Annotated in this window: 20 protein-coding genes; 8 read left to right on the top strand and 12 right to left on the bottom strand. The window is 61.9% G+C overall.

What is annotated here, in order from left to right; genetic code table 11:
* Positions 1–84: 84 nt before the first annotated feature.
* From ltrA to AC1DVE_RS28600, 9 genes are all read right to left on the bottom strand, one after another.
* Positions 85–1,377: a group II intron reverse transcriptase/maturase gene (gene ltrA, locus AC1DVE_RS28640; RefSeq protein ID WP_109786034.1), complete on the bottom strand. Its 1,293-nt coding sequence runs from the start codon at positions 1,375–1,377 to the stop codon at positions 85–87.
* Positions 1,378–1,908: 531 nt separating this feature from the next.
* Positions 1,909–3,486, bottom strand: a complete 1,578-nt coding sequence (guaA, locus tag AC1DVE_RS28635) for a glutamine-hydrolyzing GMP synthase (protein ID WP_223458656.1) — start codon at positions 3,484–3,486, stop codon at positions 1,909–1,911.
* A gap of 99 nt (positions 3,487–3,585) precedes the next feature.
* On the bottom strand, positions 3,586–5,055 hold the full coding sequence (guaB, locus tag AC1DVE_RS28630) for an IMP dehydrogenase (RefSeq protein WP_008053208.1): 1,470 nt from the start codon (positions 5,053–5,055) through the stop codon (positions 3,586–3,588).
* 117 nt (positions 5,056–5,172) lie between these two features.
* Positions 5,173–5,721: a sugar ABC transporter ATPase gene (locus AC1DVE_RS28625; RefSeq protein ID WP_477784367.1), complete on the bottom strand. Its 549-nt coding sequence runs from the start codon at positions 5,719–5,721 to the stop codon at positions 5,173–5,175.
* A 201-nt stretch (positions 5,722–5,922) separates the two neighbouring features.
* Complete coding sequence (purT, locus tag AC1DVE_RS28620; protein WP_223458652.1) at positions 5,923–7,104, bottom strand: formate-dependent phosphoribosylglycinamide formyltransferase; 1,182 nt, start codon at positions 7,102–7,104, stop codon at positions 5,923–5,925.
* Positions 7,105–7,191: 87 nt separating this feature from the next.
* Complete coding sequence (locus tag AC1DVE_RS28615; protein WP_095943066.1) at positions 7,192–7,659, bottom strand: VUT family protein; 468 nt, start codon at positions 7,657–7,659, stop codon at positions 7,192–7,194.
* Positions 7,660–7,849: 190 nt separating this feature from the next.
* Entirely contained in the window at positions 7,850–8,065 is a 216-nt protein-coding gene (locus AC1DVE_RS28610) for a DUF1289 domain-containing protein (RefSeq protein ID WP_223458651.1), read from the bottom strand.
* Positions 8,062–8,586, bottom strand: a complete 525-nt coding sequence (locus AC1DVE_RS28605) for a gamma carbonic anhydrase family protein (RefSeq protein WP_223458649.1) — start codon at positions 8,584–8,586, stop codon at positions 8,062–8,064. Before AC1DVE_RS28605 ends, AC1DVE_RS28610 begins: the two co-directional genes overlap by 4 nt.
* A 72-nt stretch (positions 8,587–8,658) precedes the next feature.
* On the bottom strand, positions 8,659–9,258 hold the full coding sequence (locus tag AC1DVE_RS28600; protein WP_223458646.1) for a CoA pyrophosphatase: 600 nt from the start codon (positions 9,256–9,258) through the stop codon (positions 8,659–8,661).
* A gap of 147 nt (positions 9,259–9,405) precedes the next feature.
* Here AC1DVE_RS28600 and AC1DVE_RS28595 point away from each other — a divergent pair, with 147 nt between their 5' ends.
* From AC1DVE_RS28595 to nagE, 7 genes are all read left to right on the top strand, one after another.
* Complete coding sequence (locus AC1DVE_RS28595) at positions 9,406–9,954, top strand: NUDIX hydrolase (protein WP_223458644.1); 549 nt, start codon at positions 9,406–9,408, stop codon at positions 9,952–9,954.
* 51 nt (positions 9,955–10,005) lie between these two features.
* Complete coding sequence (locus tag AC1DVE_RS28590; RefSeq protein ID WP_007982819.1) at positions 10,006–10,509, top strand: L,D-transpeptidase family protein; 504 nt, start codon at positions 10,006–10,008, stop codon at positions 10,507–10,509.
* A 294-nt stretch (positions 10,510–10,803) separates the two neighbouring features.
* Complete coding sequence (locus AC1DVE_RS28585; RefSeq protein ID WP_223533085.1) at positions 10,804–11,535, top strand: GntR family transcriptional regulator; 732 nt, start codon at positions 10,804–10,806, stop codon at positions 11,533–11,535.
* A gap of 48 nt (positions 11,536–11,583) precedes the next feature.
* Positions 11,584–12,690: an N-acetylglucosamine-6-phosphate deacetylase gene (gene nagA, locus AC1DVE_RS28580; protein ID WP_223533082.1), complete on the top strand. Its 1,107-nt coding sequence runs from the start codon at positions 11,584–11,586 to the stop codon at positions 12,688–12,690.
* Positions 12,671–13,693 carry an SIS domain-containing protein gene (locus AC1DVE_RS28575; RefSeq protein WP_223533080.1) on the top strand — a complete coding sequence of 341 codons (1,023 nt, stop codon included), beginning with the start codon at positions 12,671–12,673 and terminating at the stop codon, positions 13,691–13,693. The genes nagA and AC1DVE_RS28575 overlap by 20 nt, the downstream gene beginning before the upstream one ends.
* A gap of 36 nt (positions 13,694–13,729) precedes the next feature.
* On the top strand, positions 13,730–16,246 hold the full coding sequence (gene ptsP / locus AC1DVE_RS28570; protein ID WP_223533078.1) for a phosphoenolpyruvate--protein phosphotransferase: 2,517 nt from the start codon (positions 13,730–13,732) through the stop codon (positions 16,244–16,246).
* A 29-nt stretch (positions 16,247–16,275) separates the two neighbouring features.
* The gene (gene nagE, locus AC1DVE_RS28565; RefSeq protein ID WP_477784366.1) at positions 16,276–17,991 is read left to right on the top strand and encodes an N-acetylglucosamine-specific PTS transporter subunit IIBC; all 1,716 of its coding nucleotides are present in this window, start codon (positions 16,276–16,278) and stop codon (positions 17,989–17,991) included.
* Between the two features lie 226 nt (positions 17,992–18,217).
* Here the strand turns inward: nagE and AC1DVE_RS28560 are convergent, their stop codons facing one another.
* Together AC1DVE_RS28560 and purL are read right to left on the bottom strand one after the other, a co-directional pair.
* Positions 18,218–18,529, bottom strand: coding sequence for a YqfO family protein (locus AC1DVE_RS28560; protein ID WP_008053216.1), 312 nt, complete (start codon positions 18,527–18,529; stop codon positions 18,218–18,220).
* 5 nt (positions 18,530–18,534) lie between these two features.
* Positions 18,535–22,431 (bottom strand): phosphoribosylformylglycinamidine synthase, encoded by a 3,897-nt coding sequence (gene purL / locus AC1DVE_RS28555; protein WP_477784365.1) that lies wholly within the window; start codon positions 22,429–22,431, stop codon positions 18,535–18,537.
* Between the two features lie 285 nt (positions 22,432–22,716).
* On the opposite strand from purL, the gene mltF reads away from it, so the two are divergent.
* Positions 22,717–24,177: a membrane-bound lytic murein transglycosylase MltF gene (mltF, locus tag AC1DVE_RS28550; RefSeq protein ID WP_223458631.1), complete on the top strand. Its 1,461-nt coding sequence runs from the start codon at positions 22,717–22,719 to the stop codon at positions 24,175–24,177.
* Positions 24,178–24,303: 126 nt separating this feature from the next.
* Here mltF and pdxJ read toward each other — a convergent pair whose 3' ends face one another.
* On the bottom strand, positions 24,304–25,050 hold the full coding sequence (pdxJ, locus tag AC1DVE_RS28545; protein ID WP_223458629.1) for a pyridoxine 5'-phosphate synthase: 747 nt from the start codon (positions 25,048–25,050) through the stop codon (positions 24,304–24,306).
* Positions 25,051–25,055 lie beyond the last annotated feature (5 nt).

The following is a 25,055-nucleotide window of genomic DNA, read 5'->3' as shown; positions in this document are numbered from 1 at the left end:
GCATAGGGGACGGCCTTCACAGGCCGTTCCCCTGCCACACCACCCGGCATGCGGGTCCGCACCGGGCGGTTCGAGAGATTGAGGTCAGGAGAGACGCGGTAAACCCGTTCTGTCGAACCACGCCATATCGAGCACTCGGTTGAGTTCAAGAGCGCTATTGCGCCACCAGGAGCGAGAGTTTCCCGCCACTTTGCGGGCAGTAACCTCACTTGCACCCAACTTGCGTAGCTCTCGATAGATCGTTGCACTACGCCGCCATTGCTTGAGCTGGATTGCTCGTAGTCGGTGTCGTATCCATTTGTCCAGCTCTCGCCAGATTCTGGGGGTTTGCGACAAGCCGAAATAGCCCTTCCAGCCCAGCATGTAGGGCCTTAATCGATCGACAACTTGTTGCAAGCTGCGACCACCTGAGCGCCGGGTAAACCAGCGGATGCGTTGTTTGAACTGCTTGCGCGCTTTGACTGCTACCGTTCTCTTGACGCCTTTGGGCGACGCCCAAAAGGCAAAGCCAAGAAACTTGCGGCCAAACGCACTCGCTACTGCACTCTTGCTCTCGTTGACGCTCAAGTGCAGCTTTTCATACAGACGCTTTAGCAGAGCCATTACCCGCTGCCCAGCCTTGCGGCTGCGAACATACACGTTCGCATCGTCGGCATAGCGCACGAAGCAATGACCTCGACGCTCAAGTTCCCGATCCACTTCGTCCAGCAGCACGTTCGCCAACAACGGCGACAGCGGGCCGCCTTGCGGCGCCCCGCAGCGGCTGTTCTCGACCACGCCATCGATCAGCGTTCCCGCATCCAGATACGCCCGAATCAGCCGGATAACCGCCCGATTCGCAATCCGCTTGCGCAACCGATCCATCAAAATGTCGTGGTCGACCCGGTCGAAGAATTTCTCCAGATCCACATCCACCACCACTTTGCGCCCTGAAGACACATGACGCTGAGCCGCCAAAACGGCGTCCTGCGCAGAGCGTCCAGGACGAAAGCCGTAGCTGTGTTCACTGAACGTCGGATCGAGTAATGGCTGCAAGACTTGCAGCAACGCTTGCTGGATCAAGCGGTCGGTGACCGTTGGAATACCCAGCTCGCGTTCGCCGCCGTCAGACTTGGGGATGACCACGCGGCGTACCGGACTGGGCCGGTAGACACCTGAGAGAAGCTGTTCACGAATCGCGGTCCACTGGGTGAGCAAGTGTTCGGCGGTCTGTTCAATATCCAGACCATCGACGCCCGCTGCACCCTTGTTGGCCTTGACCCGCTTCCACGCCCGTTTCAGGTTTTCTCTCGCAAAGGCCCGCTCCAGCAGCCCTTGCCCTGCGTTATCGGGTTCATCTTGCGGGCGATTGACCTCGTCGCTGACGGGACTTCTCACGGCTTCACCGCTCGTTATCTCCGTCCGCCCCGCGTTTGGCAGGCATCTGACTTCCGGTCGTTCGCATCAACATGGCCTATAACGCTTTCTCTCGTTCGGCCCTTCGTCAAAAAAAAGACTACTACGGCCTCTGCTGACTTCTCGCTCCGGCTAGCGCCGTCGCCCTTTCAGGCGTGAGGCGAGATCTCCCCAGGTAAGAACGCAATCCTTCCCCGCACAACCGCCGGATTTACGTTGCCGCCCCTTTGACCACAAGAGCTTCGCAGTTACATGCCCGCTCGCCCTGGTCGGCATCGCCTTGTATCCGGTTCTTGTCCATCGGCTCACGGTTTCGATCCACGCTTCCTCCCCACACTCGGTCGCCCTCATGCAGTTGCGCTTCACTTCGTTCGCTGTGGCCAGCTTACGGCGGGACTTTCACCCACAAGATTGCGCCCATGCTGGGCGCACATGCAAAAAGCCCCGAGTCTCTCGACCCGGGGCTTCGCTTGGCATTATCGATTTGAACCTGGTTTCACAGGTTCAATTCGATCATTCCCACTCAATGGTCGCTGGCGGCTTGCTCGACACGTCGTAGGTGACGCGGGAGATGCCTTCGATTTCATTGATGATGCGGCCGCTGACGGTTTCCAGCAGTTCGTAAGGCAGGTGCGCCCAACGCGCGGTCATGAAGTCGATGGTTTCCACGGCACGCAGGGCCACGACCCAGGCGTAACGACGGCCATCGCCCACCACGCCTACCGATTTCACCGGCTGGAACACCACGAATGCCTGGCTGACCTTGTGGTACCAGTCGGCCTTGCGCAGTTCTTCGATGAAGATGTGGTCGGCGCGACGCAGCAGGTCGGCGTATTCCTTCTTCACTTCACCGAGGATCCGCACACCCAGGCCCGGGCCCGGGAACGGGTGACGGTAGACCATGTCGTACGGCAGGCCCAGTTCCAGGCCCAGACGACGGACTTCGTCCTTGAACAGTTCGCGCAGTGGCTCGACCAGTTTCAGGTTCATCTCTTCCGGCAGGCCGCCCACGTTGTGGTGCGACTTGATCACGTGGGCCTTGCCGCTTTTCGCGCCAGCCGACTCGATCACGTCCGGGTAGATGGTGCCCTGGGCCAGGTACTTGATGTTGTCCAGTTTGTTGGACTGGGCATCAAACACGTCGATGAAGGTGCGGCCGATGATCTTGCGCTTCTTCTCCGGGTCGGCTTCGCCGGCCAGGTTGCCGAGGAACTGCTCTTCGGCGTTGGCGCGGATCACCTTGACGCCCATGTTCTCGGCGAACATGGCCATCACTTGCTCGCCTTCGTGCAGGCGCAGCAGGCCGTTGTCGACGAACACGCAGGTCAGCTGGTCGCCGATGGCCTTGTGCAGCAGCGCGGCAACCACGGACGAGTCCACACCGCCGGACAGGCCGAGCAGGACGTTGTCGGTGCCGACCTGGGCGCGAACCTGGGCGATGGCGTCTTCAGCAATCTTCGATGGCGTCCACAGGGCTTCGCAGCCGCAGATGTCGAGGATGAAGCGCGAGAGGATACGACCGCCTTGCTTGGTATGGGTCACTTCCGGGTGGAACTGCACGCCGTAGTAGCCGCGAGCATCGTTGAACATACCGGCAATCGGGCAGCTCGGGGTGCTGGCCAGGATGTGGAAGTCTTCCGGCATCTTCGTGACTTTGTCACCGTGGCTCATCCACACGTCGAGGCCGAACAGGCCATCGGCGTCGATGTGGTCTTCGATGCCGTCGAGCAGGCGGCTCTTGCCGACTACGTCAACGCGGGCATAACCGAACTCACGCAGCTCGGAACCTTCAACCTTGCCACCCAGTTGCTCGGCCATGGTCTGCATGCCGTAGCAGATACCGAAGACCGGCACGCCCAGATCGAAAACGGCTTGCGGGCAGCGCGGGCTGTTGGCTTCGTGAACCGACTCTGGGCCGCCGGCGAGGATGACGCCTTTAGGAGCGAATTCGCGGATCGCATCTTCGTCCATGTCGAACGGATGCAGTTCGCAGTACACGCCGATTTCACGCACGCGGCGGGCGATCAGCTGGGTGTACTGGGAACCGAAGTCGAGGATCAGGATGCGGTGAGCGTGAATATCGAGGGCCATGATTCAGTCTCGTCTAAGTCATTCAGAAACAGTCGTGATTCAGAAACAACTCGGGGCTGAATAAAACAGCCCCGGTTGCTTAGCTTGTTGCTTGAAGGCTCAACCTACGCGGTAGTTTGGCGCTTCCTTGGTGATCTGCACGTCGTGAACGTGGGATTCGGCCATGCCAGCGCCGGTGATCCGCACGAACTCAGGCTTGGTGCGCATCTCTTCGATGTCGGCACTGCCGGTGTAGCCCATCGAGGAACGCAGGCCGCCCATCAGCTGATGGATGATGGCGCTCAGGGTGCCCTTGTACGGAACACGCCCTTCGATGCCTTCCGGAACCAGCTTCTCGGCGCCTGCCGAGGAGTCCTGGAAGTAACGGTCGGAGGAACCTTGAGCCTGGGACATGGCGCCCAGTGACCCCATGCCGCGATAAGCCTTGTACGAACGGCCCTGGAACAGTTCGATCTCGCCTGGCGCTTCTTCGGTACCGGCGAACATCGAGCCCATCATCACGCAGGAAGCACCGGCCACGATGGCCTTGGACAGGTCACCGGAGAAACGGATGCCGCCGTCGGCGATCAACGGTACACCAGTGCCTTCAAGGGCAGCGGCAACGTTGGCGATGGCACTGATTTGCGGCACGCCGACACCGGCGACGATGCGGGTGGTGCAGATCGAGCCAGGGCCGATACCGACCTTGACCGCGTCAGCGCCAGCTTCGGCCAGGGCCTTGGCGGCAGCACCGGTGGCGATGTTGCCGCCGATGACCTGCACTTCAGGGAAGTTCTGCTTGACCCAGCGAACGCGATCGATCACGCCCTTGGAGTGACCGTGAGCGGTGTCGACCACCACCACGTCAACGCCGGCAGCGACCAGCGCGGCAACGCGATCGCCGGTGTCTTTACCGGTGCCGACTGCAGCGCCGACGCGCAGACGACCTTGATCGTCCTTGCTGGCCAGCGGGTAAGCCTTGGCTTTTTCGATGTCGTTGACGGTCATCATGCCCTTGAGAGCGAATTTGTCGTCGACGATCAGCACGCGTTCGATGCGGTGCTTGTGCAGCAGTTCACGCACATCGTTCTTGTCGGCGCCTTCCTTGACCGTGACCAGACGCTCTTTAGGCGTCATCACTTCACGGACAGTGGCTTCCAGACGATTCTCGAAACGCACGTCACGGGAGGTGACAATGCCGACCAGGTCGCCATTGTGCAGCACCGGAACGCCGGAGATGTTGTGCATGCGGGTCAGTTCGAACAACTCGCGCACGGTGGCGTCGGCGACGATGGTGATCGGGTCCTTGACCACACCGGCTTCGTAACGCTTGACCTTGCGGACTTCGGCAGCTTGCTGCTCGATGGTCATGTTCTTGTGGATGATACCGATACCACCTTCCTGAGCCATGGCGATTGCCAGACGGGCTTCAGTGACGGTGTCCATGGCGGCGGAGACCAGTGGAATATTCAGCTCGATGCCACGGGTAAGGCGGGTCTTGAGACTGACTTCGTTAGGAAGCACCTCGGAATAACCGGGCACTAGGAGAATGTCGTCGAATGTCAGAGCTTCTTGGCTGATACGCAGCATCGCGGGGGCTCCCGAGCGGGAAAATGGAAGCGCGCCATTATAGTCAGACACCCCCTCGGGTTCAATGTAAAACTCTGTCTATTATTGGCATTACTGATATACGGAGATTGGCGGCGCCTACAATTCGACTTTCACCCAACTGACCGGCTGATCGAGCCAATCGGCGAATTCATCGAGAAAGCGCTGTTTGAACCCGGCTTCGGCCCAATTATTGAAGATGAAACCGAGGTTGGAGAAGCCGCATTCCTGCAGGAACAGGAAGCCGTTGATGTCGTCTTCATGCCCGCATTCGGGGCAGGTGAAGTTGTCGGTGCGCCCCGGCATCCAGTCTTCCAGGCTTTCGAACAGGGCTTCACCCACTTCCTTGCGGCACTCGGCGCAGCCCGCCTCTTCAAGGAAACCCTTGGCTGGCGTATAGATGCAGCGCTTGGTGATGATCTCCAGGCCATTGATCGGTTCGCCGAACGGCAGGGCTTCGGGGTGCAGCACCACTGCGCGGGCACCGTCGGCGATGGCGTGGGCCATGCGATTGCCGGTGCGGCCGCAAGTGGTCAGCTGTTCCTCGATGATGTTCTTGCGCACCAGCCAGCGCACGACGGCCCTGGCCCGGGGTTCGTGCACCGGCAGGGTGGAGATTTTCGGGACGATGATGCTTTGGGAATTCATGGGTACAGGCCTGAAACTTTGATAAAGGGTCTGGAGCATCCACAAATTATAGGCTGACCCAGACCTGATGAATGGCACCGAACCTGTGGGAGCGGGCTTGCCCGCGAAGGCGGTGTGTCAGTCGACATCATTGCTGAATGTCAGATCGCATTCGCGGGCAAGCCCGCTCCTACAGGGATGCAGGCCGGCCCGTGAAGGTACTTACAGCTCTACAACAACCGCTTGCGAAGCACGGGTCGCCTTGGCGCGGGCGGCGTCGATCGATTCGTCGCGGGCCAGTGCCACGCCCATGCGGCGCTGGCCGTTGACTTCAGGCTTGCCGAACAGGCGCAGCGCGGTATCCGGCTCGCTCAAGGCAGCGCCGAGGTTGGCGAATGCGGTCTGGGTCGACTGCCCTTCCACCAGGATCACCGCCGAAGCCGAAGGCCCGAACTGACGGATCAACGGGATCGGCAGACCGAGAATGGCCCGCGCGTGCAAGGCGAACTGCGACAGGTCCTGGGAGATCAGGGTCACCAGGCCGGTGTCGTGTGGGCGTGGCGAGACTTCGCTGAACCACACCTGATCGCCCTTGATGAACAGCTCGACGCCAAACAGGCCACGGCCACCCAGGGCTTCGGTCACTGCTTTGGCGACACGCTCGGACTCAGCCAGGGCAGCCGGGCTCATGGCTTGCGGCTGCCAGGATTCCTGATAGTCGCCCTTCTCCTGACGGTGGCCGACCGGCGCGCAGAAGGTGGTGCCGCCGACGTGGCGCACGGTCAGCAGGGTGATTTCGTAGTCGAAATCGATGAAGCCCTCGATGATCACCCGACCTTTACCGGCACGACCACCCTCCTGGGCGTAGTCCCAGGCTTTCTGCACGTCATCGACGCTACGCAACAGGCTCTGGCCCTTGCCCGAGGAACTCATGACCGGCTTGACCACGCATGGGAAACCGAGGTCTTCGACGGCTTTGCTGTAGTCCTCGAAGGTGTCGGCGAAGTGGTACGGCGAGGTCGGCAGGTCCAGCTCTTCAGCGGCCAGGCGACGGATGCCTTCGCGGTTCATGGTCAATTGCGCAGCACGGGCGGTCGGGATCACGGTGAAGCCTTCGGCTTCCAGTTCCACCAGGGTCGCGGTGGCGATGGCTTCGATTTCCGGGACGATGAAGTGCGGCTTCTCGGCTTCGATCACGGCGCGCAGCGCAGCACCATCGAGCATGTTGATCACGTGGCTGCGGTGCGCCACCTGCATGGCCGGCGCGTTGGCGTAGCGGTCCACGGCAATTACTTCAACGCCCAGGCGTTGCAGCTCGATCACCACTTCCTTGCCCAACTCGCCACAGCCACACATCAATACGCGGGTCGCGGTGGGCGACAATGGAGTTCCGATACGGGTCATCTGAAGGTCCTCAAGGAGCGGATCATCGAGGGACGCGTCGCCATGCGCGCTTCCCATGGGGAGAAAGCGCGGCATTTTACATGAACTTCAGCCGACGACAGCCTGTTTGCGCAGGCGCCAGGCCATGATCAGCCACACGGCGGTGACCCCGGCGAATTTCGAACCCAGGGCGGTGAGGATCACCCCCGGCGTCAGGGCGTCGATCATGCCGAAAAAGATAAAGGTATCGAGGGGAATGCTCAGGGCCGAACTTATCCACAGGCGATCATGCAGCGGGCGCCTGGTGATGCTGAACACCAGCCAGTCGATGCACTCGGAAACCGCGAACGCCGTGGCGCTGGCCAGGGCGATGGACGGATCGGAGGTGACATAGGACAACACCAGCGCCACCAGCATCGCCGCGAGGGCGCCATGCCCGAACCGAGCTTGCACCATGTCGCGCAACACAAAAACCAGCCCGCCCCAGGCCGACCAGATGATGTCCAGGTGCGGCGCGGTGGAAAAGGCGTAGTTGATCAGCACGACGCTGCTGATGTAGGCGATCAGGAAGAGCATGGCGTGTACAAGTACCTGTCAATTTTGTGCACAGGGTACTTCATCTTCGGTACACAAATAACCTGTGGCGAGGGAGCTTGCTCCCGTCGGGTCGCGTAGCGGCCCCGAAATCAGCACATTCACTTGAGATTTTTGGGGTTGCTTCGCAACCCAGCGGGAGCAAGCTCCCTCGCCACAGAAGCTCCGCCACTCAGTTATCGGATTTGGAAGGCAGCATCCAGATCAACCCACTGGACTTGGCCCGCTCATGACACAACCCCAGCACCTTGCGTCGCTCGTCGTTGTCCATGCGGCTCCAGCGAGTAATCTCCTCCACCGTGCGTTGGCAACCGGTGCAGATATCATCGTCGTCCAGCGCACAAATATTCACGCAGGGCGATGCTACCGGGCGCTCGGTGGCAGTCATTCTTCCTGCTCGGCCAGGTCGCGGGCATAGCGCTGCGAGTTGTGTACATAGTGAGCAGCGCTGGCTTCCAGCATCTTGACTTGCGGCTCGGTCAATTCGCGCACCACTTTGCCGGGCGACCCCATGACCAGCGATCCGTCCGGAATCTCTTTGCCTTCGCCGATCAGCGAATTGGCGCCGATGATGCAGTTCTTGCCGATCTTCGCGCCATTGAGAATTACCGCGTTGATGCCGATCAGGCTGTAGTCGCCGACGGTGCAGCCGTGGAGCATGGCATTGTGGCCGATGGTCACGCCGGTGCCGATGGTCAGCGGGTAGCCCATGTCGGTGTGCATCACGGTACCGTCCTGGACGTTGCTGTTCTTGCCGATCAGGATCAATTCGTTGTCGCCACGCAATACGGCGTTGAACCAGACGTTGGCGCCCTCTTCCAGCTTGACCTTGCCCACCAGCACGGCATTGGGTGCGACCCAGCTCTGTGGATGGGTTTCGACGCGGGCGTCGCCCAAGCGGTATTTCATTGTGGTATTCCTCAAGGCTCAGGCAGGCTTTTTTTCAGCAAAATCAGGATTCAGGCCATTCGAACGATGGCGTCAGATATTGATAAAGCTTTTGGGAGGCTGATGCAGGCTGATTTTGGCGTCATACAGCAGGTTGATCAACTCGACGATCATGATCGCCGTCAGCCCCCAGATCTTGTATTCGCCAAAGCGATAGCTCGGCACGTACCAGCTGCGGCCCTGATAATCGATGCGATGGGTATGTTCGCGGGGGTCTTTGCGGAAGAACTCCAGGGGCACGCTGAACACCGCGGCGATCTCGGCATCGTTGGCCCGGTATTCGACAAAATCAGGGATTACCCCGACATAGGGCGTGACCTGGATACCATGCAGGCTGATCAGCGGGCTGAGCGGGCCGATCACCTCGACCAGCCCCGGTGGCAGGCCGATCTCTTCTTCGGCTTCACGCAGGGCGGTGAAAATCAGGTCGGGGTCTTCGGGGTCACGGCGCCCGCCGGGAAAGGCGACTTCGCCGCCATGGGTCGACAGGCCGCTGGCACGCAGGGTCAACACCAGCTGAGGCTCGTCACTGCGGGTGATAGGCACCAGCACCGCGGCCTCGGGAAAACGACGGTCGGTCTCCAATGTGCGTGGTGTGTGGTTACTAACCCGATGCAGTAGCTCGTCCAGCATGAGTGTTCTCGATCTGTGCCCTACCCGGCATCATGCACCAATCGCTGCGGTCGCCCAACCCCCGCAACCGCCCCATGTCGCGAAACGACAACTTGCCGACAGACACTGCCGCACGCCAAGATAGGCGCAGCATTCAGGAACCCCAGCATGAAATTTTGCAGCCAGTGCGGTAACCCGGTGACCCAGCGCATTCCCGAAGGCGATTCGCGCCTGCGTTTTGTCTGCGACAGTTGTCAGGCCATTCACTACCAGAACCCCAACATCGTCGCCGGCTGCGTGGCGACCTGGGGCACCAAGGTGTTGTTGTGCCGGCGGGCCATCGAGCCGCGCCGCGGTTACTGGACCCTGCCCGCCGGTTTCATGGAGAACGGTGAGACCATCGAGCAGGCAGCCATTCGCGAAACCGCCGAGGAAGCCTGCGCCCGGGTGCGCAACCTGAGCATCTATACCCTGATCGACGTGCCACACATCAGTCAGGTGCATGTGTTCTTCCGTGCCGAGCTGGCGGACCTGGATTTTTCTGCCGGCCCCGAGAGCCTGGAAGTACAACTATTCGACGAAGCGGACATTCCTTGGGATGAGCTGGCTTTCCGCACGGTGGGCCGTACCTTAGAATGCTTCTTCGCTGACCGGCGGACCGAGGTCTATCCCGTACGGTCTGAATCGATCCCGCCGCTTGCTCAGCCTGCCAACTAAAAACATCTATTATAAATAAATAGTCGCGACACCTCCTGGGGAATCGTTTCAATGCGCTGGTTGCTTGCCCTGTTCTGTTTGTCGTTCGTCACGGTATCCCAGGCTTCTGCCGTGGAAACCCTGGACGGCAAGGTCATCGAGAAAATCCTGATTCTCAAGTCTTCCCATCAATTGCAATTGATCAATGACGGCAAGCCGCTCAAGACCTATCGCATTTCCCTGGGCAAGCGTCCCAAGGGGCCGAAGCTGATGGAAGGCGACAAGCGCACCCCGGAAGGCTTCTACTGGGTCGACTGGCGCAAGATCAGCGACCGCTTCAACCTGGCGATGCACATTTCCTACCCGAACATCAGCGACTCTGCCCGCGCCCGTCGTGAAGGCGTCGAGCCCGGCGGCATGATCATGATCCACGGCACCCCGGACAGCGAAGACACCCCCGAAGACCTGTTCCACACCCTGGACTGGACCGACGGCTGCATCGCCATGCGCAACATGGACATGCGCGAAGTCTGGAATCTGGTGCCGGACGGCACGATGATCGAAATCCGCCCGTAATTCCCCACGACCGTTGGTCGCTCTCGAAAAATAAATTTAGAAGATCGCAGCCTGCGGCAGCTCCTACTGGGTGAATACCATTTCGCTCTGTAGGAGCTGCCGCAGGCTGCGATCTTTGTCGCTTTAAACCCTACCTCTAATACCACTTCAAACCAACCCACCTCCAGCCGGCCATAATCGGCGTGTTCTTGCTCGCCTGCGGTAAAGCCCTGGCGTTGACATGGTATTCAAGTGGTATTAGTTTTCGCCCATTCACGGGCAAAAACATTCCAATATCCGCCCCGGACACCCGCCATGAACGATCTCCAGGCCCTGCGCCCCGACGACACCCAACCCACACCGTTGTACCTGCAACTGGCACGCAGCCTGGAAGCGGCGATCCATGCCGGCCAGTGGAAAGCCGAGCAGGCTATGCCATCGGAACGCAACTTGAGCGAGACGCTGGGCATCTCCCGCGTCACCGCCCGCAAGGCGCTGGAAGTGTTGTTCGAACAAGGCCTGATCCGCCGCAACCAGGGCTCCGGCACCTTCATCACGCCGCGCCTCGAACAACCGTTGTCGCGCCTTTCCGGCTTCAGTGAAATGCTCCGCCTCAAGGGTTTCGTGCCCGGTTCGCAATGGCTGGAGCGGGAAATCACCCTGCCGACCCACGAAGAGCTGATTCGCCTCGGCCTGTCGCCCAACGACAAGGTTGCGCGCCTCAAACGCCTGCGCAAGGCCGACGACACGGTGATGGCCATCGAGATGAGCACCCTGCCCGCCTCGATCATTCCCAAGCCGCAGGCGGTGGGCGATTCCCTCTACGAGTTCCTCGACGGCATCGGCAAACCGGTGGTCCGTGCCCTGCAGCACATCCAGGCGATCAACGCCTCGGACGAGTTCGCCGCACTGGTGGGCATCGCCCCCGGCACCGCCATGTTGCTGATGACCCGGGTCGGCTACCTCGAAGACAACACGCCCATCGAAGTCACCGACACCTATTGCCGTAACGACTACTACGACTTTGTCGCAGAGCTTCGAAGATAAAGAGCTTCGTAGATAAAGAGCTGCGTCGCTAAACACCGAGATCCAGACATGTCCGAAGACAACATCCTCACCGCCCACGGCTGGGTTCGCGGCCGACTGGTCCACGAGCACGGTAAAGTCGTGTCGATCGAAGGCCAGCCCTGCGATCCGGCGGACAATGATCTGCCGTACCTGCTGCCGGGCTTTATCGACCTGCACGTGCACGGAGGCGGCGGCAAAGACATCATGGAAGGCGCGTCGGCCTTCGAAACCATCACCCGAACCCACGTGCGCTTCGGCACGACGTCGCTGCTGGCCACCACCATGACGGCACCGAGCGAAGAGATATCCAGCGTGCTCCAGGCCGTCGGCGAGTTCTGTGAGCAGCGGTCCCAAGGCTGCGCCCGGGTGCTCGGTGTGCACCTCGAAGGCCCTTACATCAACCCCGGCAAACTCGGCGCGCAACCCAACTTCGCCCACACCGCGCTGATGGCCGAAGTTGAAGAATATCTGGCGCTCGCGCCGATCCGGGTGATCACCATTGCCCCGGAAATCGCCGGTCACGACGCCTTGATCCGCGAACTCAGCGGCCGTGGCATCCGCATGCAGATCGGCCACACCCTTGGAAGTTACGAGGAAGGCGTGGCCGCGCTGGAGGCCGGTGCCAGCAGTTTCACCCACCTCTACAACGCCATGAGCCCGCTGCATCACCGCGAACCGGGGATCGTCGGCGCAGCCCTGGCCCACGCCAAATTCGCCGAACTGATTCCGGACTTGCTGCACGTGCACCCCGGCGCCATCCGCGTGGCCCTGCGTTCGATTCCGTGCCTGTATTGCGTCACCGATTCGACCGCCGCCGCCGGCATGCCCGATGGCGAGTACAAACTCGGCAGCCACACCGTGACCAAATGCCTGGGCGGCGTGCGCCTGCCCGACGGCACCCTGGCCGGCAGCACGCTGACCATGGATCAGGCCCTGCGCAACCTGGTGAAGATCGGCCTGTCCATCGCCGAAGCCTCGCAGCGCCTGTCGCAATTCCCCGCCGACTACCTCGGCATCACCGAACGCGGGCGCCTGCAACCGGGGGCCTGGGCCGACTGCGTGCGGCTGGATCGCTCACTGAAACTGACCGCTGTCATGGTCGAAGGAGAAGACATTGACTTCAAAAATGCTTGAAGAGGCGCTGTCCTCGTTCCAGGCCGTGCAGGCCCAGTTGCAAACACTCGACCCGCAGATGATCGAGATCGCCGGGCGCCTGCGTCGTCAGCCGCCGCAAGTGGCCATGACCGTGGCGCGCGGCAGCTCCGACCATGCCGCCAGCTACTTCGCCTACCTGACCATGCAACTGCTGGGCATCCCGGTGGCGTCGCTGCCGATGTCGGTGGTGACCATGCAGCAGGCGCCATTGAAGGTCAGCGGCCAGGTGGCATTCGCCTTTTCGCAATCGGGGCAAAGCCCGGACCTGGTCAACAGCCTGCGCCTGTTGCGCAAGCGCGGTGCCTTGAGCATTTCGCTGGTCAACGTCGAAGACTCGCCGCTGGAAGCCGCCTGCGAATTCAGCCTGCCGCTGTGTGCCGGCACCGAAAGCAGCGTCGCTGCGACCAAGAGTTTTATCGCCACCCTCAGCGCCAGCGCCCGGTTGATTGGCCACTGGAAAGAAGACGCCGAATTGCTCGAGGCCGGCTCTGCCTTGCCCGACGGCCTGCGCGACGCCGCGCAACAGGACTGGAGCCCGGCCATCGACGCCTTGCGCGATTGCCAGCGATTGATGGTGATCGGCCGTGGCGCCGGTTTCGCCATCGCCCAGGAAGCGGCGCTCAAGTTCAAGGAGACCTCGGCGATCCAGGCCGAAGCCTTCAGCAGCGCCGAAGTCCGTCACGGCCCGATGGCCTTGATCGGCGACAACTACCCGCTGCTGGTGTTTGCCCCACGGGGCGCCGAACAGGCCAGTTTGTTGAGCCTGGCCGCCGACATGCGCCAGCGCGGCGCCCGTGTCCTGCTGGCCGCGCCGAATGACGTGCTTGAACGCGACCTGACGCTGACCCGCGCCGAACACCCGGCCCTCGACCCGATTCTGGCGATCCAGAGTTTCTACGTGATGGCCGCCGGCCTGGCCGTGGCCCGTGGCATGGACCCGGACCAGCCGCGACACCTGAGCAAAGTGACACGCACCCATTGAGTCCGACTCGAAACGATTTCCTGATGAGACCGAGCCATGCATAACAACAATAAAGAGCTGACCTTAAGCGCCCCGCTCAGCGGCCCGGTGCTCACGCTCGCCAAAGTCCCGGACCCGGTGTTTGCCAGCGGCGCCATGGGTGACGGCATCGCCATCGATCCGCTCAACGACACGCTCCACGCACCCTGCGCCGGCGTGGTGGTGCATGTCGCCCGCACCGGTCACGCGGTAACCCTGCGTGCCGACAACGGCGCAGAACTGCTCCTGCACCTGGGCCTCGACACGGTCGAGTTGCAGGGCCAGGGCTTCTCGATGCTGGTCAAGGAAGGCGCGCGCGTCGCCAACGGCCAACCGTTGCTGCGCTACGACCTCGACAAGGTCGCGCAACAGTGCAAGAGCCTGGTCAGCCTGCTGATCCTCACCAACAGCCAGGACTTTCAGGCACGGCCCATCACCCTCAAGTCGGTAAAGGTCGGCGAGCCGCTGCTGCACATCATTCGTCGACAGACGTCGAGCGCACAGGTTGATGCCGATTTTGCCGGCGCCGAGATTGTCGGTCACGGGCGCATTGCTCACCGTGGCGGCCTGCATGCGCGGCCAGCCGCACTGATCCGTCAGACCGCGCAAGGATTCAAAAGCAAATCGCAGCTGCATTTCGCCGGCAAGTCGGCCACCTGCGACAGCCTGATCGGCCTGATGGGGCTGGCCGTCGGCGAGCAGGCGGAGGTCCAGGTCAGTTGTCGGGGGCCAGATGCCGAAGCCGCGCTGCAAGCCTTGCTGACCGCGTTATCCACAGCCTTGGCCGAAGATAGCCACGCCGCCGCGCCAGCCACGATTGCCCAACGCAATCGCCCCGCCGAAGCCGGCGTGTTGCACGGCGTCTGCGCGGCACCCGGCCTGGTCGGCGGGCCGCTGTTTCGCCTGAATGCAATCAGCCTGCCGCTGGATGCCGGCCAGCATGATCCGCAGCAACAACAGCATGTTCTGGATGCAGCTCTGTGCCAGGTGCGCAGCGAAATCGAGCACACGCTGGCCCAGGCGAAAAAACACAAGGACACCGCCGAAGAGGCGATTTTCTCCGCACACCTGGCACTGCTCGAAGACCCGGCCCTGCTGGACGCCGCCAGTCAAACCGTCGCCCAGGGCACGGCCGCGACGCACGCCTGGAGCCAAGCCATCGACGTGCAATGCGAAGTCCTCCAGCAAACCGGCAGCACGCTRCTGGCCGAGCGCGCCAACGACCTGCGCGACCTCAAGCAACGGGTGCTGCGCGCATTGCTCGGCGATACCTGGCATTACGATGTGCCGGCCGGCGCCATCGTCGCGGCGCATGAACTGACGCCTTCCGATTTACTGCAACTGAGCCAGCAAGGCGTCGCCGGGTTGTGCATGGCCGAAGGCGGCGCGACCTCCCACGTGGCGATTCTGGCCCGGGGCAAAGGCCTGCCGTGCATGGTCGCACTGGGCTCGACGCTGCTCGATCAGCAACAGGGGCAACCGGTGGTGCTGGACGCCGACGGCGGCCGCCTCGAACTGACACCCAGCACACAGCGCCTGGCGGACGTGCGCCAGCTGCAACAGCTACAGCAACAACGCCGGGCCGAACAACAGGCCCAAGCGCACACACCCGCGCTGACCACCGATGGCCTGCGCATCGAAGTCGCCGCCAACGTGGCGTCCAGCACGGAAGCGGCAGACGCACTGGCCAATGGCGCCGACGGCGTCGGCTTGCTGCGTACCGAGTTTCTCTTCGTCGACCGCCACACCGCCCCGGACGAACAGGAACAGCACCACGCCTATCAAGCGGTGCTCGATGCCATGGGCGACAAGTCGGTGATCATCCGCACCATCGACGTCGGCGGCGACAAGCAACTGGACTACCTGCCGCTGCCCGCCGAGGCCAATCCGGTGCTCGGCCTGCGCGGCATTCGCCTGGCCCAGGTTCGCCCTGAACTGCTCGACCAGCAACTGCGCGCGCTGCTGCACCTGCGCCCGTTGTCACGCTGCCGGATCCTGCTGCCGATGGTCACGGAAGTCGATGAGCTGCTGCATATCCGCCAACGCCTCGATGCCTTGTGCGGTGAACTCGGCCTGGCGCAACGCCCGGAGCTGGGGGTGATGATCGAGGTTCCGGCCGCCGCGCTGCTGGCCGAGCAACTGGCCGAACACGCGGACTTCCTGTCCATCGGCACCAACGACCTGTCGCAATACACCCTGGCCATGGACCGCGACCACGCCGGGCTCGCCGCCCGCGTCGATGCACTGCACCCGGCGCTGCTGCGGTTGATCGCCCAGACCTGTGCCGGTGCGGCGTTGCACAACCGTTGGGTGGGCGTGTGCGGTGCACTGGCGTCCGATCCGTTGGCCACGCCGGTGTTGATCGGCCTGGGGGTCAGTGAATTGTCGGTGAGCCCGGTACAGGTCGGTGAAATCAAGGACCGCGTGCGTCATCTCGACGCCAGCGAATGCCGGCGCATCAGCCTGGACTTGCTCAAGCTGAGCAGCGCCGGCGCGGTGCGTCACGCCTGTCACCAGCATTGGCCTCTGAGCTAAAGAACAACAAAAATCCACGGAGAACCGCCATGTACCAACTTTTCATCGAAGGCCTGCAACGCCTCGGGCGCGCGCTGATGCTGCCGATCGCGATCCTGCCGATTGCCGGCCTGCTGCTGCGCCTGGGCGATACCGACCTGCTGAACATCGCGATCATCCACGACGCCGGCCAGGTGATTTTCGCCAACCTGGCGATGATCTTCGCCATCGGCATCGCGGTCGGTTTCGCCAAAGACAACAATGGTACGGCGGGTCTTGCCGGAGTGATCGGCTACCTGGTGATGATCTCCACCCTCAAGGTGCTCGACCCGAGCATCAACATGGGCATGCTCGCCGGGATCGTCAGCGGCCTGATGGCCGGCGCGCTGTACAACCGCTTCAAGGACATCAAGCTGCCGGAATACCTGGCGTTCTTCGGGGGCCGGCGCTTTGTGCCGATTGCCACCGGGTTCGCCGCCGTGGGGCTGGGCGTGGTGTTCGGCTACATCTGGCCGCCGATCCAGCACGGCATCAACAGCTTCGGCACGCTGATGATGGAAAGCGGCAGCTTCGGCGCATTCGTCTTCGGCGTGTTCAACCGCCTGCTGATCGTCACCGGCCTGCACCACATCCTCAACAACATGGCGTGGTTCGTGTTCGGCAACTTCACCGACCCCACCACCGGCGCGCTGGTGACTGGCGACCTGTCACGCTACTTCGCCGGCGACCCGAAAGGTGGCCAGTTCATGACCGGCATGTTCCCGATGATGATCTTCGGCCTGCCCGCCGCCTGCCTGGCGATGTACCGCAACGCCCTGCCGGAACGGCGCAAGGTGATGGGCGGGATCTTCCTGTCGATGGCGTTGACCGCGTTCCTGACCGGCGTCACCGAGCCGATCGAATTCGCCTTCATGTTCCTCGCGCCGTTGCTGTTTCTGCTGCATGCGTTGCTGACCGGCCTGTCGATGGCCATCACCAATGCCCTGAACATCCATTTGGGCTTCACCTTCTCCGGCGGCTTCATCGACATGATTCTTGGCTGGGGCAAGTCCACCAACGGCTGGCTGGTGTTCCCAGTGGGCCTGGCGTATACGGTGATCTATTACGTGGTGTTTGATTTCTGTATCCGCCGCTTCGACCTGAAGACACCGGGCCGCGAAACCAGCGCTGGCACCCCGCAGGTTGCGGTGGCCGACAATGAACGCGCCGGGGCTTACATAAAGGCCTTGGGCGGTGCCGAAAACCTGATCACCGTCGGCGCCTGCACCACGCGCTTGCGCCTGGACATGGTGGATCGCAACAAGGCATCGGATACCGATCTGAAAGCGCTCGGCGCCATGGCCGTGGTGCGTCCGGGCAAGGGCGGAAGTTTGCAGGTGGTGGTGGGGCCTTTGGCCGACGCGATTGCCGATGAAATTCGCCTGGCGATGCCGGCGCTGGGTCGCGCCTTGGTGTCGTCACCAGCGGCAGAAATCGACGCACCTCCACCTGCCGCCGTGGCAACACCCGAGGCCCAGCAATGGCTCAATGCCCTGGGCGGTGGCAACAATGTGCTGCAACTCGATTGCATCGCGATGACCCGCATCCGTCTGCAACTGGACAATGGCAAAGCGTTGTCGGAGTGTGATTTGAAAGCGTTGGGTTGCCAGGGAGTCAGCCAGTTGGAAGGTGGCATCTGGCATCTGTTGATTGGCGACAAGGCACCGAGTGTGAGTGATGCGCTGGAAGCGTTGGTCAATCGTACTGAGGTGAGTGCCAAGGTTTAGCACCTGATTGCCGGCCTACATCGAACCAATGTGGGAGCGGCGGCGCGGCGATCCGACTTGCTCGCGAAGAGGGAGTGTCAGTCAACATCAATGCTGACCGACCCGCCGCCTTCGCGAGCAAGCCCGCTCCCACAGTTTTGATCAGTGTACATTCGTTGAACGGCTTGCAACAAAAAACCCGCTGAAATCACTTTCAGCGGGTTTCTCATTTCAGCAGCCGGGAAGATCAGAAATCCTCCAGCCGCCACACTTCATAAGCCGGTGTCTCGTAGGGATGGCTCTGCTTAAGAGCCGCCACCACCGAGCGAATCAACTCATCCGCCACCACCAGCTCAACCTTCCATTCCTCGACCTGCTCGACCTGCCCTGCCTCGCCAATGAACGGCTGACTGCCGTCCAGTGGACGAAACTGACCGAGGCCCAACACCTGCCATGCACAGTGGTCGTAAGCACCGATTCGACCGCCACCGGCGGCGAATACGGCACTTTTGACCACTTCGACATGACTGTCGGGAACAAAGAAGCTGAGCTTGTACACGGCTATCAGTTCACCCAGACGCGAGCGTTACGGAACATACGCATCAGCGGTGCATCTTCGTTCCAGTCATCGGAGCGCCACGAGTTCTGCACGGCGCGGAACACACGTTCCGGGTGCGGCATCATGATGGTCACGCGACCGTCGCGGCTGGTCAGGCCGGTGATCCCGCGCGGCGAGCCGTTCGGGTTGGCCGGGTAGCTTTCGGTGACCTTGCCGTGGTTGTCGACGAAACGCATCGCCACGCAACCCGACAGATCGGCTTCCAGCAGTGCTTCTTCGCTGGAGAACTCGGCATGGCCTTCGCCGTGGGCGATGGCGATCGGCATGCGCGAACCGGCCATGCCTTGCAGGAAGATCGAGTTCGACTCCTGGATCTGCACCATGGCAACACGGGCTTCGAACTGCTCGGAACGGTTGCGCACGAAGTGCGGCCAGAACTCGCTGCCCGGGATCAGCTCGTGCAGGTTGGACATCATCTGGCAACCGTTGCACACGCCGAGGGTGAAGCTGTCGTTGCGTTCGAAGAAGCCCTGGAACGCATCGCGGGCACGGCTGTTGAACAGTGCGGATTTCGCCCAGCCTTCACCGGCACCCAATACGTCGCCGTAAGAGAAGCCACCGCAAGCGACCATGCCCTTGAACTCGTTCAGGTCGACACGGCCGGCCAGAATGTCGCTCATGTGCACGTCGATCGCGTTGAAACCGGCGCGGTCGAACGCGGCCGCCATTTCCACCTGACCGTTGACGCCCTGCTCACGCAGTACGGCAACCTGTGGGCGAATGCCTTTCTTGATGTAAGGCGCGGCGATGTCCTGGTTGATGTCGTAGCTCAGCTTGACGCTCAGGCCCGGGTTGTCTTCTTCCAGCAGCACGTCGAACTCTTGCTCGGCGCAGTCGGCGTTGTCACGCAGACGCTGGATCTGGTAGCTGGTCGCGGCCCACTGGCGTTGCAGCAGACGACGCTGGCCTTCGAACACGGTGTCACCGTTGAAGGTGATGCTGATCTCGCCATTGTTGATTGGCTGACCGATCACCGACACGCAATCGCCCAGGCCGGCGGCGCTGAACTGCGCGAGGATGTCCGGGGTGGCGTCCTGGCGAACCTGGATCACGGCGCCCAGTTCTTCGTTGAACAGGATGGCGGCGATGTCGGCGGAGGTTTCTGCCAGACCGTCGAGGTTCAGGCTCAGGCCGCAGTGACCAGCGAACGCCATCTCGACAACGCTGGTCAACAGACCACCGTCGGAACGGTCGTGGTAAGCCAGCAGGTGACCGTCGGCGTTGAGGCCCTGGATCACCGCGAAGAACGCTTTCAGGTCTTCGGCGTCATCGACGTCCGGAGCCTGCTTGCCGAGCTTGCCGTGAACCTGCGCGAGGATCGAGGCGCCCATGCGGTTCTGGCCGCGGCCGAGGTCGATCAGGATCAGGTCAGTGGTGCCCTTGTCCATGCGCAGTTGCGGGGTCAGGGTCTGACGGATGTCAGTCACTGGCGCGAATCCGGTCACGATCAGGGACATCGGCGAAGTGACGGACTTGTCCACGCCTTCATCGTTCCAGCGCGTGGCCATGGACATCGAGTCCTTGCCCACCGGAATGGTAATGCCCAGCTCAGGGCACAGCTCCATGCCGACCGCTTTCACGGTGTCGTACAGGCGTGCGTCTTCACCCGGGTGACCGGCAGCGGACATCCAGTTCGCCGACAACTTGATGTCGGAGATCTTGCCGATGCGCGAAGCGGCGATGTTGGTCAGGGTTTCGCCGATGGCCATGCGGCCCGACGCCGGAGCGTCCAGCAGTGCCAGCGGAGTACGCTCGCCCATGGCCATGGCTTCACCGGTGTAGACGTCGAAGCTGGTGGCGGTGACGGCAACGTCGGCTACCGGAACCTGCCATGGGCCGACCATTTGGTCACGGGCCACGAGGCCGGTGATGGTGCGGTCGCCGATGGTGATCAGGAAGCTCTTGCTCGCCACGGCCGGGTGATGCAGGACGCGCTCGACGCAGTTGGCGATGTCGAGGGTCGACGGATCGAAATCATCGCCCAGCTCGTTTTCACGAACCACCGAACGGTGCATGCGCGGGGCTTTGCCCAGCAGCACTTCCAGCGGCATGTCCACCGGGCTGTTGCCGAAGTGGCTGTCGGTGACGGTCAGCTGCGGTTCGGCAGTGGCTTCGCCGACCACGGCGAACGGGCAACGCTCGCGTTCGCAGATCGCCTTGAAGCGCTCGAAGTCAGCCGGGCCGACCGCCAGAACGTAGCGTTCCTGGGATTCGTTGGACCAGATTTCGTGCGGGGCCATGCCCGGCTCGTCGTTTGGAATGTTGCGCAGTTCGAAACGGCCACCGCGGTCGCCGTCGTTGACCAGTTCCGGGAAGGCGTTGGACAGACCGCCCGCACCCACGTCGTGGATGAAGCTGATCGGGTTCTTGTCGCCCAGTTGCCAGCAACGGTCGATGACTTCCTGGCAGCGACGTTCCATTTCCGGGTTTTCGCGCTGTACCGAAGCGAAGTCCAGGTCCGCCGAGCTGGTGCCGGTGGCCATGGAGGAAGCCGCGCCGCCGCCCAGGCCGATCAGCATCGCCGGGCCGCCGAGCACGATCAGCTTGGAGCCGACCAGGATCTCGCCTTTCTTGACGTGTTCTTCACGGATGTTGCCCATGCCGCCAGCCAGCATGATCGGCTTGTGGTAGCCACGGACTTCATCGCCGTGCGGGGTGGTGATCGACTGTTCGAAGGTACGGAAGTAGCCGGTCAGGGCCGGACGACCGAATTCGTTGTTGAACGCAGCGCCGCCCAGCGGGCCTTCGATCATGATGTCCAGGGCGGTAACGATGCGCTCAGGCTTGCCGTACGGCACTTCCCACGGCTGTTCGAAGCCCGGGATTTGCAGGTTGGACACGGTGAAACCGGTCAGGCCAGCCTTCGGCTTGGCACCGCGACCGGTGGCGCCTTCGTCGCGGATCTCGCCACCGGAACCGGTGGATGCGCCCGGGAACGGGGCAATCGCGGTCGGGTGGTTGTGGGTTTCAACCTTCATCAGGATGTGCACCGGCTCCTGCACCGCACCGTACTGGCGGGTCTCAGGGTCCGGGAAGAAGCGACCGGCGACGGAGCCGACGATCACCGAAGCGTTGTCCTTATAAGCCGACAGAACGCCTTCGCTGTGCATCACGTAGGTGTTCTTGATCATGCCGAACAGGCTTTTTTCCTGGCTCTCGCCGTCGATATCCCAACTGGCGTTGAAGATCTTGTGACGGCAGTGCTCGGAGTTCGCCTGGGCGAACATCATCAGTTCGATGTCGTGCGGGTTGCGCTTCAAGCCGACGAAGGCGTTGACCAGATAGTCGATCTCGTCTTCGGCCAGGGCCAGGCCCAGCTCGGTGTTGGCTTTTTCCAGCGCGGCACGGCCGCCACCCAGCACGTCGATGGCGGTCAGGGGTTTCGGTTCGGCGTGGCTGAACAGGCCGGCGGCCTGTTCGAGGTTGCCCAGGACGATCTGGGTCATGCGGTCGTGCAGACCGTCGGCGATCAGCTGGGCTTCAGCGTCGCTGAACTGGCCGGCCACGTAGAACGCGATGCCGCGCTCAAGGCGCTGGATTTTCGCCAGGCCACAGTTACGGGCGATGTCGCTGGCCTTGCTCGACCACGGCGAGATGGTGCCGAAACGCGGCAGCACCAGAAACAGACGACCGGTCGGTTCCTGTACCGGAACGCTTGGACCGTACTTCAGAAGGCGCGCAAGCACCTGCTGTTCGTCGCCGGTCAGGACGCCGGTAACTTCGGCGAAGTGAGCGAATTCAGCATACAGGCCACTGACAGCCGGAACCTTCTGGCTCAGTTGCTCAAGGAGTTTGCTGTGGCGAAAGGCAGAAAGGGCAGGAGCGCCGCGCAGGATCAACATCTTCGGGACAGCCTCGGGAAGGGGTGTGCTTTGAGGCCGTGCATTCTAGCCTAAACAGCCCGCGACAGCACCCGAAACGCTACGCACGGTTGCACCCGGGCGTCGATCTGTGTTTCTGCCTCGAAAGTCAGGTTAACCGAGTGTGTGACGACAGCTTATTTTTACTGTAACAAAATGCAGACAAAGCCCATTCCTGCGGGGTTTCGGCCGGTTTTGTGATCTCTAGCAGACTAGCCCCTCACTGTCGAGATATGGCGCCCGTGGTCCTTTGCGTATACTGCGCAAATGTTTTTCCCAACGGCTTTGCGTCCGCGGTACGCCAAATGGCTCATCGCAACCGGACTCTTCCTGATGCTCGGTGGCTGTGTTGATAAACCCAACACGCTCGAGCGCGTAAAGGAGGATGGTGTGCTGCGGGTGGTTACCCGAAACAGCCCTGCCACCTACTTTCAGGATCGCAACGGTGAAACCGGCTTCGAATACGAGCTGGTGAAGCGCTTCGCCGACGATCTGGGGGTCGAGCTCAAGATCGAGACCGCCGACAACCTCGATGACCTGTTCAACCAGGTCGGCAAGCCCAACGGCCCGGTGCTGGCGGCGGCCGGTCTGGTCAGCAGCGAAGAACGCAAGAAGCAGGTGCGCTTCTCCCACTCCTATCTGGAAGTCACCCCGCAGATCATCTACCGCAACGGCCAGTCCCGGCCGACCGATGCGAAGGATCTGGTGGGCAAGAAGATCATGGTGCTCAAGGGCAGCACCCACGCCGAACAACTCGCACAGCTGAAACAGAAATTTCCCGGCATCGAATACGAAGAGTCTGACGCGGTTGAGGTCGTCGATCTCCTGCGCATGGTCGACGAAGGTCAGATCGACCTGACACTGGTCGACTCCAACGAAGTGGCGATGAACCAGGTGTACTTCACCAACATCCGGGTCGCCTTCGACCTCGGTGATGCCAGCAACCAGAGCTGGGCCGTCGCCCCGGGCGACGACAACAGCCTGCTCAACGAAATCAACGATTACCTCGACAAGGTCAAGAAGAACGGCACCCTGCAACGCCTCAAGGACCGCTACTACGGGCATGTCGACGTCCTCGGCTACATGGGCGCCACCACGTTTGCCCAACACTTGCAGCAACGCCTGCCCAAGTACGAACAGCACTTCAAGTCATACGCCAAAAAAGAGAAAGTCGACTGGCGCCTGCTCGCGGCCATCGGGTATCAGGAGTCGTTGTGGCAACCGGCGGTCACGTCCAAGACCGGCGTGCGCGGCCTGATGATGCTGACCCAGAACACCGCGCAGGCCATGGGCGTGTCCAACCGCCTGGACCCCAAGCAGAGCATCATGGGCGGCGCCAAGTACCTGGCCTACATGAAAGACCAGCTCGACGATTCGATTCAGGAACCGGACCGTACCTGGTTTGCTCTGGCAGCCTACAACATCGGCAGCGGGCACCTGGATGACGCACGCAAACTGGCGGCCAAGGAAGGGTTGAACCCGGACAAATGGCTGGATGTAAAGAAAATCCTGCCGCGCCTGTCGGAAAAGAAGTGGTACAGCAAAACCCGTTACGGCTACGCCCGTGGCGGCGAACCGGTACATTTCGTGGCGAACATCCGTCGCTACTACGACATCCTGACCTGGGTCACGCAGCCGCAGCTTGAGGGCGACCAGGTCGCCCAGGGTAAACTGCTTGTTCCGGGGATCGACAAGACCAAGCCTGCTCAAGAGCCCGCCCCGCTCTAACAGAACAACCGAGATCAAATGTGGGAGCGGGCTTGCTCGCGAAAGCGGAGTGTCAGCCAACAGAGATGTTGAATGATAAACCGCCTTCGCGAGCAAGCCCGCTCCCACAGGGTTTTGTGTTGGTTTTTAAGCTTTGGCAGCCGCCGCCAGAATCAACGCCTTCATCTCCGAAACTGCCGACTTGAAGCCAACGAACAGCGCGTGGGCCACCAGCGCATGGCCGATGTTCAGCTCGTTGATGCCCTTGATCGCCGCCACGGCTTCAACGTTGTGATAGTGCAGGCCATGGCCGGCATTGACGATCAGGCCCTGGGTCAGGCCGAAGGCCACGCCATCGGCCACACGCTTGAGTTCTTCGGCGACTTCGGTCGGCGTCTCGGCATCGGCATAACGCCCGGTGTGCAGTTCGATGGCCGGTGCGCCGACACGGCGGGATGCTTCGATCTGGCGCTCATCGGCGTCAATGAACAGCGACACTTCGGAGCCGATCTTCGACAGGCGCTCGACCGCCGCCTTGATCCGCGCTTCCTGACCCGCCACGTCCAGGCCACCTTCGGTGGTCAGCTCCTGGCGGGTTTCCGGTACCAGGCAAATGTGCGCCGGGCGGATGCGCTCGGCGAACTGCATCATTTCCTCGGTGACGCCCATTTCGAAGTTCATGCGGGTTTGCAGCACGTCCTTGAGCAGCAGAACGTCGCGTTCCTGAATGTGCCGACGGTCTTCGCGCAGGTGCACGGTGATGCCGTCCGCGCCCGCCTCTTCCGCGTCCAGTGCAGCCTTGACCGGGTCCGGGTAACGGGTGCCCCGGGCCTGACGCAGGGTGGCAACGTGGTCGATGTTCACGCCAAGAAGAATGCGGGTGCTGGTGGTCACGGAAA

The organism is Pseudomonas sp. P4_B4 (genome assembly GCF_056402255.1).
Note: the sequence above shows the minus strand (reverse complement) of the source record. Positions and strands in the feature narration are given on the sequence as shown.

Excerpts from the sequence above, each read along its gene's own strand:
- guaA (WP_223458656.1), bottom strand. The coding sequence starts at position 3,486 with ATGGCCCTCGATATTCACGCTCACCGCATCCTGATCCTCGACTTCGGT.
- guaB (WP_008053208.1), bottom strand. The coding sequence starts at position 5,055 with ATGCTGCGTATCAGCCAAGAAGCTCTGACATTCGACGACATTCTCCTA.
- AC1DVE_RS28625 (WP_477784367.1), bottom strand. The coding sequence starts at position 5,721 with ATGAATTCCCAAAGCATCATCGTCCCGAAAATCTCCACCCTGCCGGTG.
- purT (WP_223458652.1), bottom strand. The coding sequence starts at position 7,104 with ATGACCCGTATCGGAACTCCATTGTCGCCCACCGCGACCCGCGTATTG.
- AC1DVE_RS28615 (WP_095943066.1), bottom strand. The coding sequence starts at position 7,659 with ATGCTCTTCCTGATCGCCTACATCAGCAGCGTCGTGCTGATCAACTAC.
- AC1DVE_RS28610 (WP_223458651.1), bottom strand. The coding sequence starts at position 8,065 with ATGACTGCCACCGAGCGCCCGGTAGCATCGCCCTGCGTGAATATTTGT.
- AC1DVE_RS28605 (WP_223458649.1), bottom strand. The coding sequence starts at position 8,586 with ATGAAATACCGCTTGGGCGACGCCCGCGTCGAAACCCATCCACAGAGC.
- AC1DVE_RS28600 (WP_223458646.1), bottom strand. The coding sequence starts at position 9,258 with ATGCTGGACGAGCTACTGCATCGGGTTAGTAACCACACACCACGCACA.
- AC1DVE_RS28595 (WP_223458644.1), top strand. The coding sequence starts at position 9,406 with ATGAAATTTTGCAGCCAGTGCGGTAACCCGGTGACCCAGCGCATTCCC.
- AC1DVE_RS28590 (WP_007982819.1), top strand. The coding sequence starts at position 10,006 with ATGCGCTGGTTGCTTGCCCTGTTCTGTTTGTCGTTCGTCACGGTATCC.
- AC1DVE_RS28585 (WP_223533085.1), top strand. The coding sequence starts at position 10,804 with ATGAACGATCTCCAGGCCCTGCGCCCCGACGACACCCAACCCACACCG.
- nagA (WP_223533082.1), top strand. The coding sequence starts at position 11,584 with ATGTCCGAAGACAACATCCTCACCGCCCACGGCTGGGTTCGCGGCCGA.
- nagE (WP_477784366.1), top strand. The coding sequence starts at position 16,276 with ATGTACCAACTTTTCATCGAAGGCCTGCAACGCCTCGGGCGCGCGCTG.
- purL (WP_477784365.1), bottom strand. The coding sequence starts at position 22,431 with ATGTTGATCCTGCGCGGCGCTCCTGCCCTTTCTGCCTTTCGCCACAGC.
- mltF (WP_223458631.1), top strand. The coding sequence starts at position 22,717 with ATGTTTTTCCCAACGGCTTTGCGTCCGCGGTACGCCAAATGGCTCATC.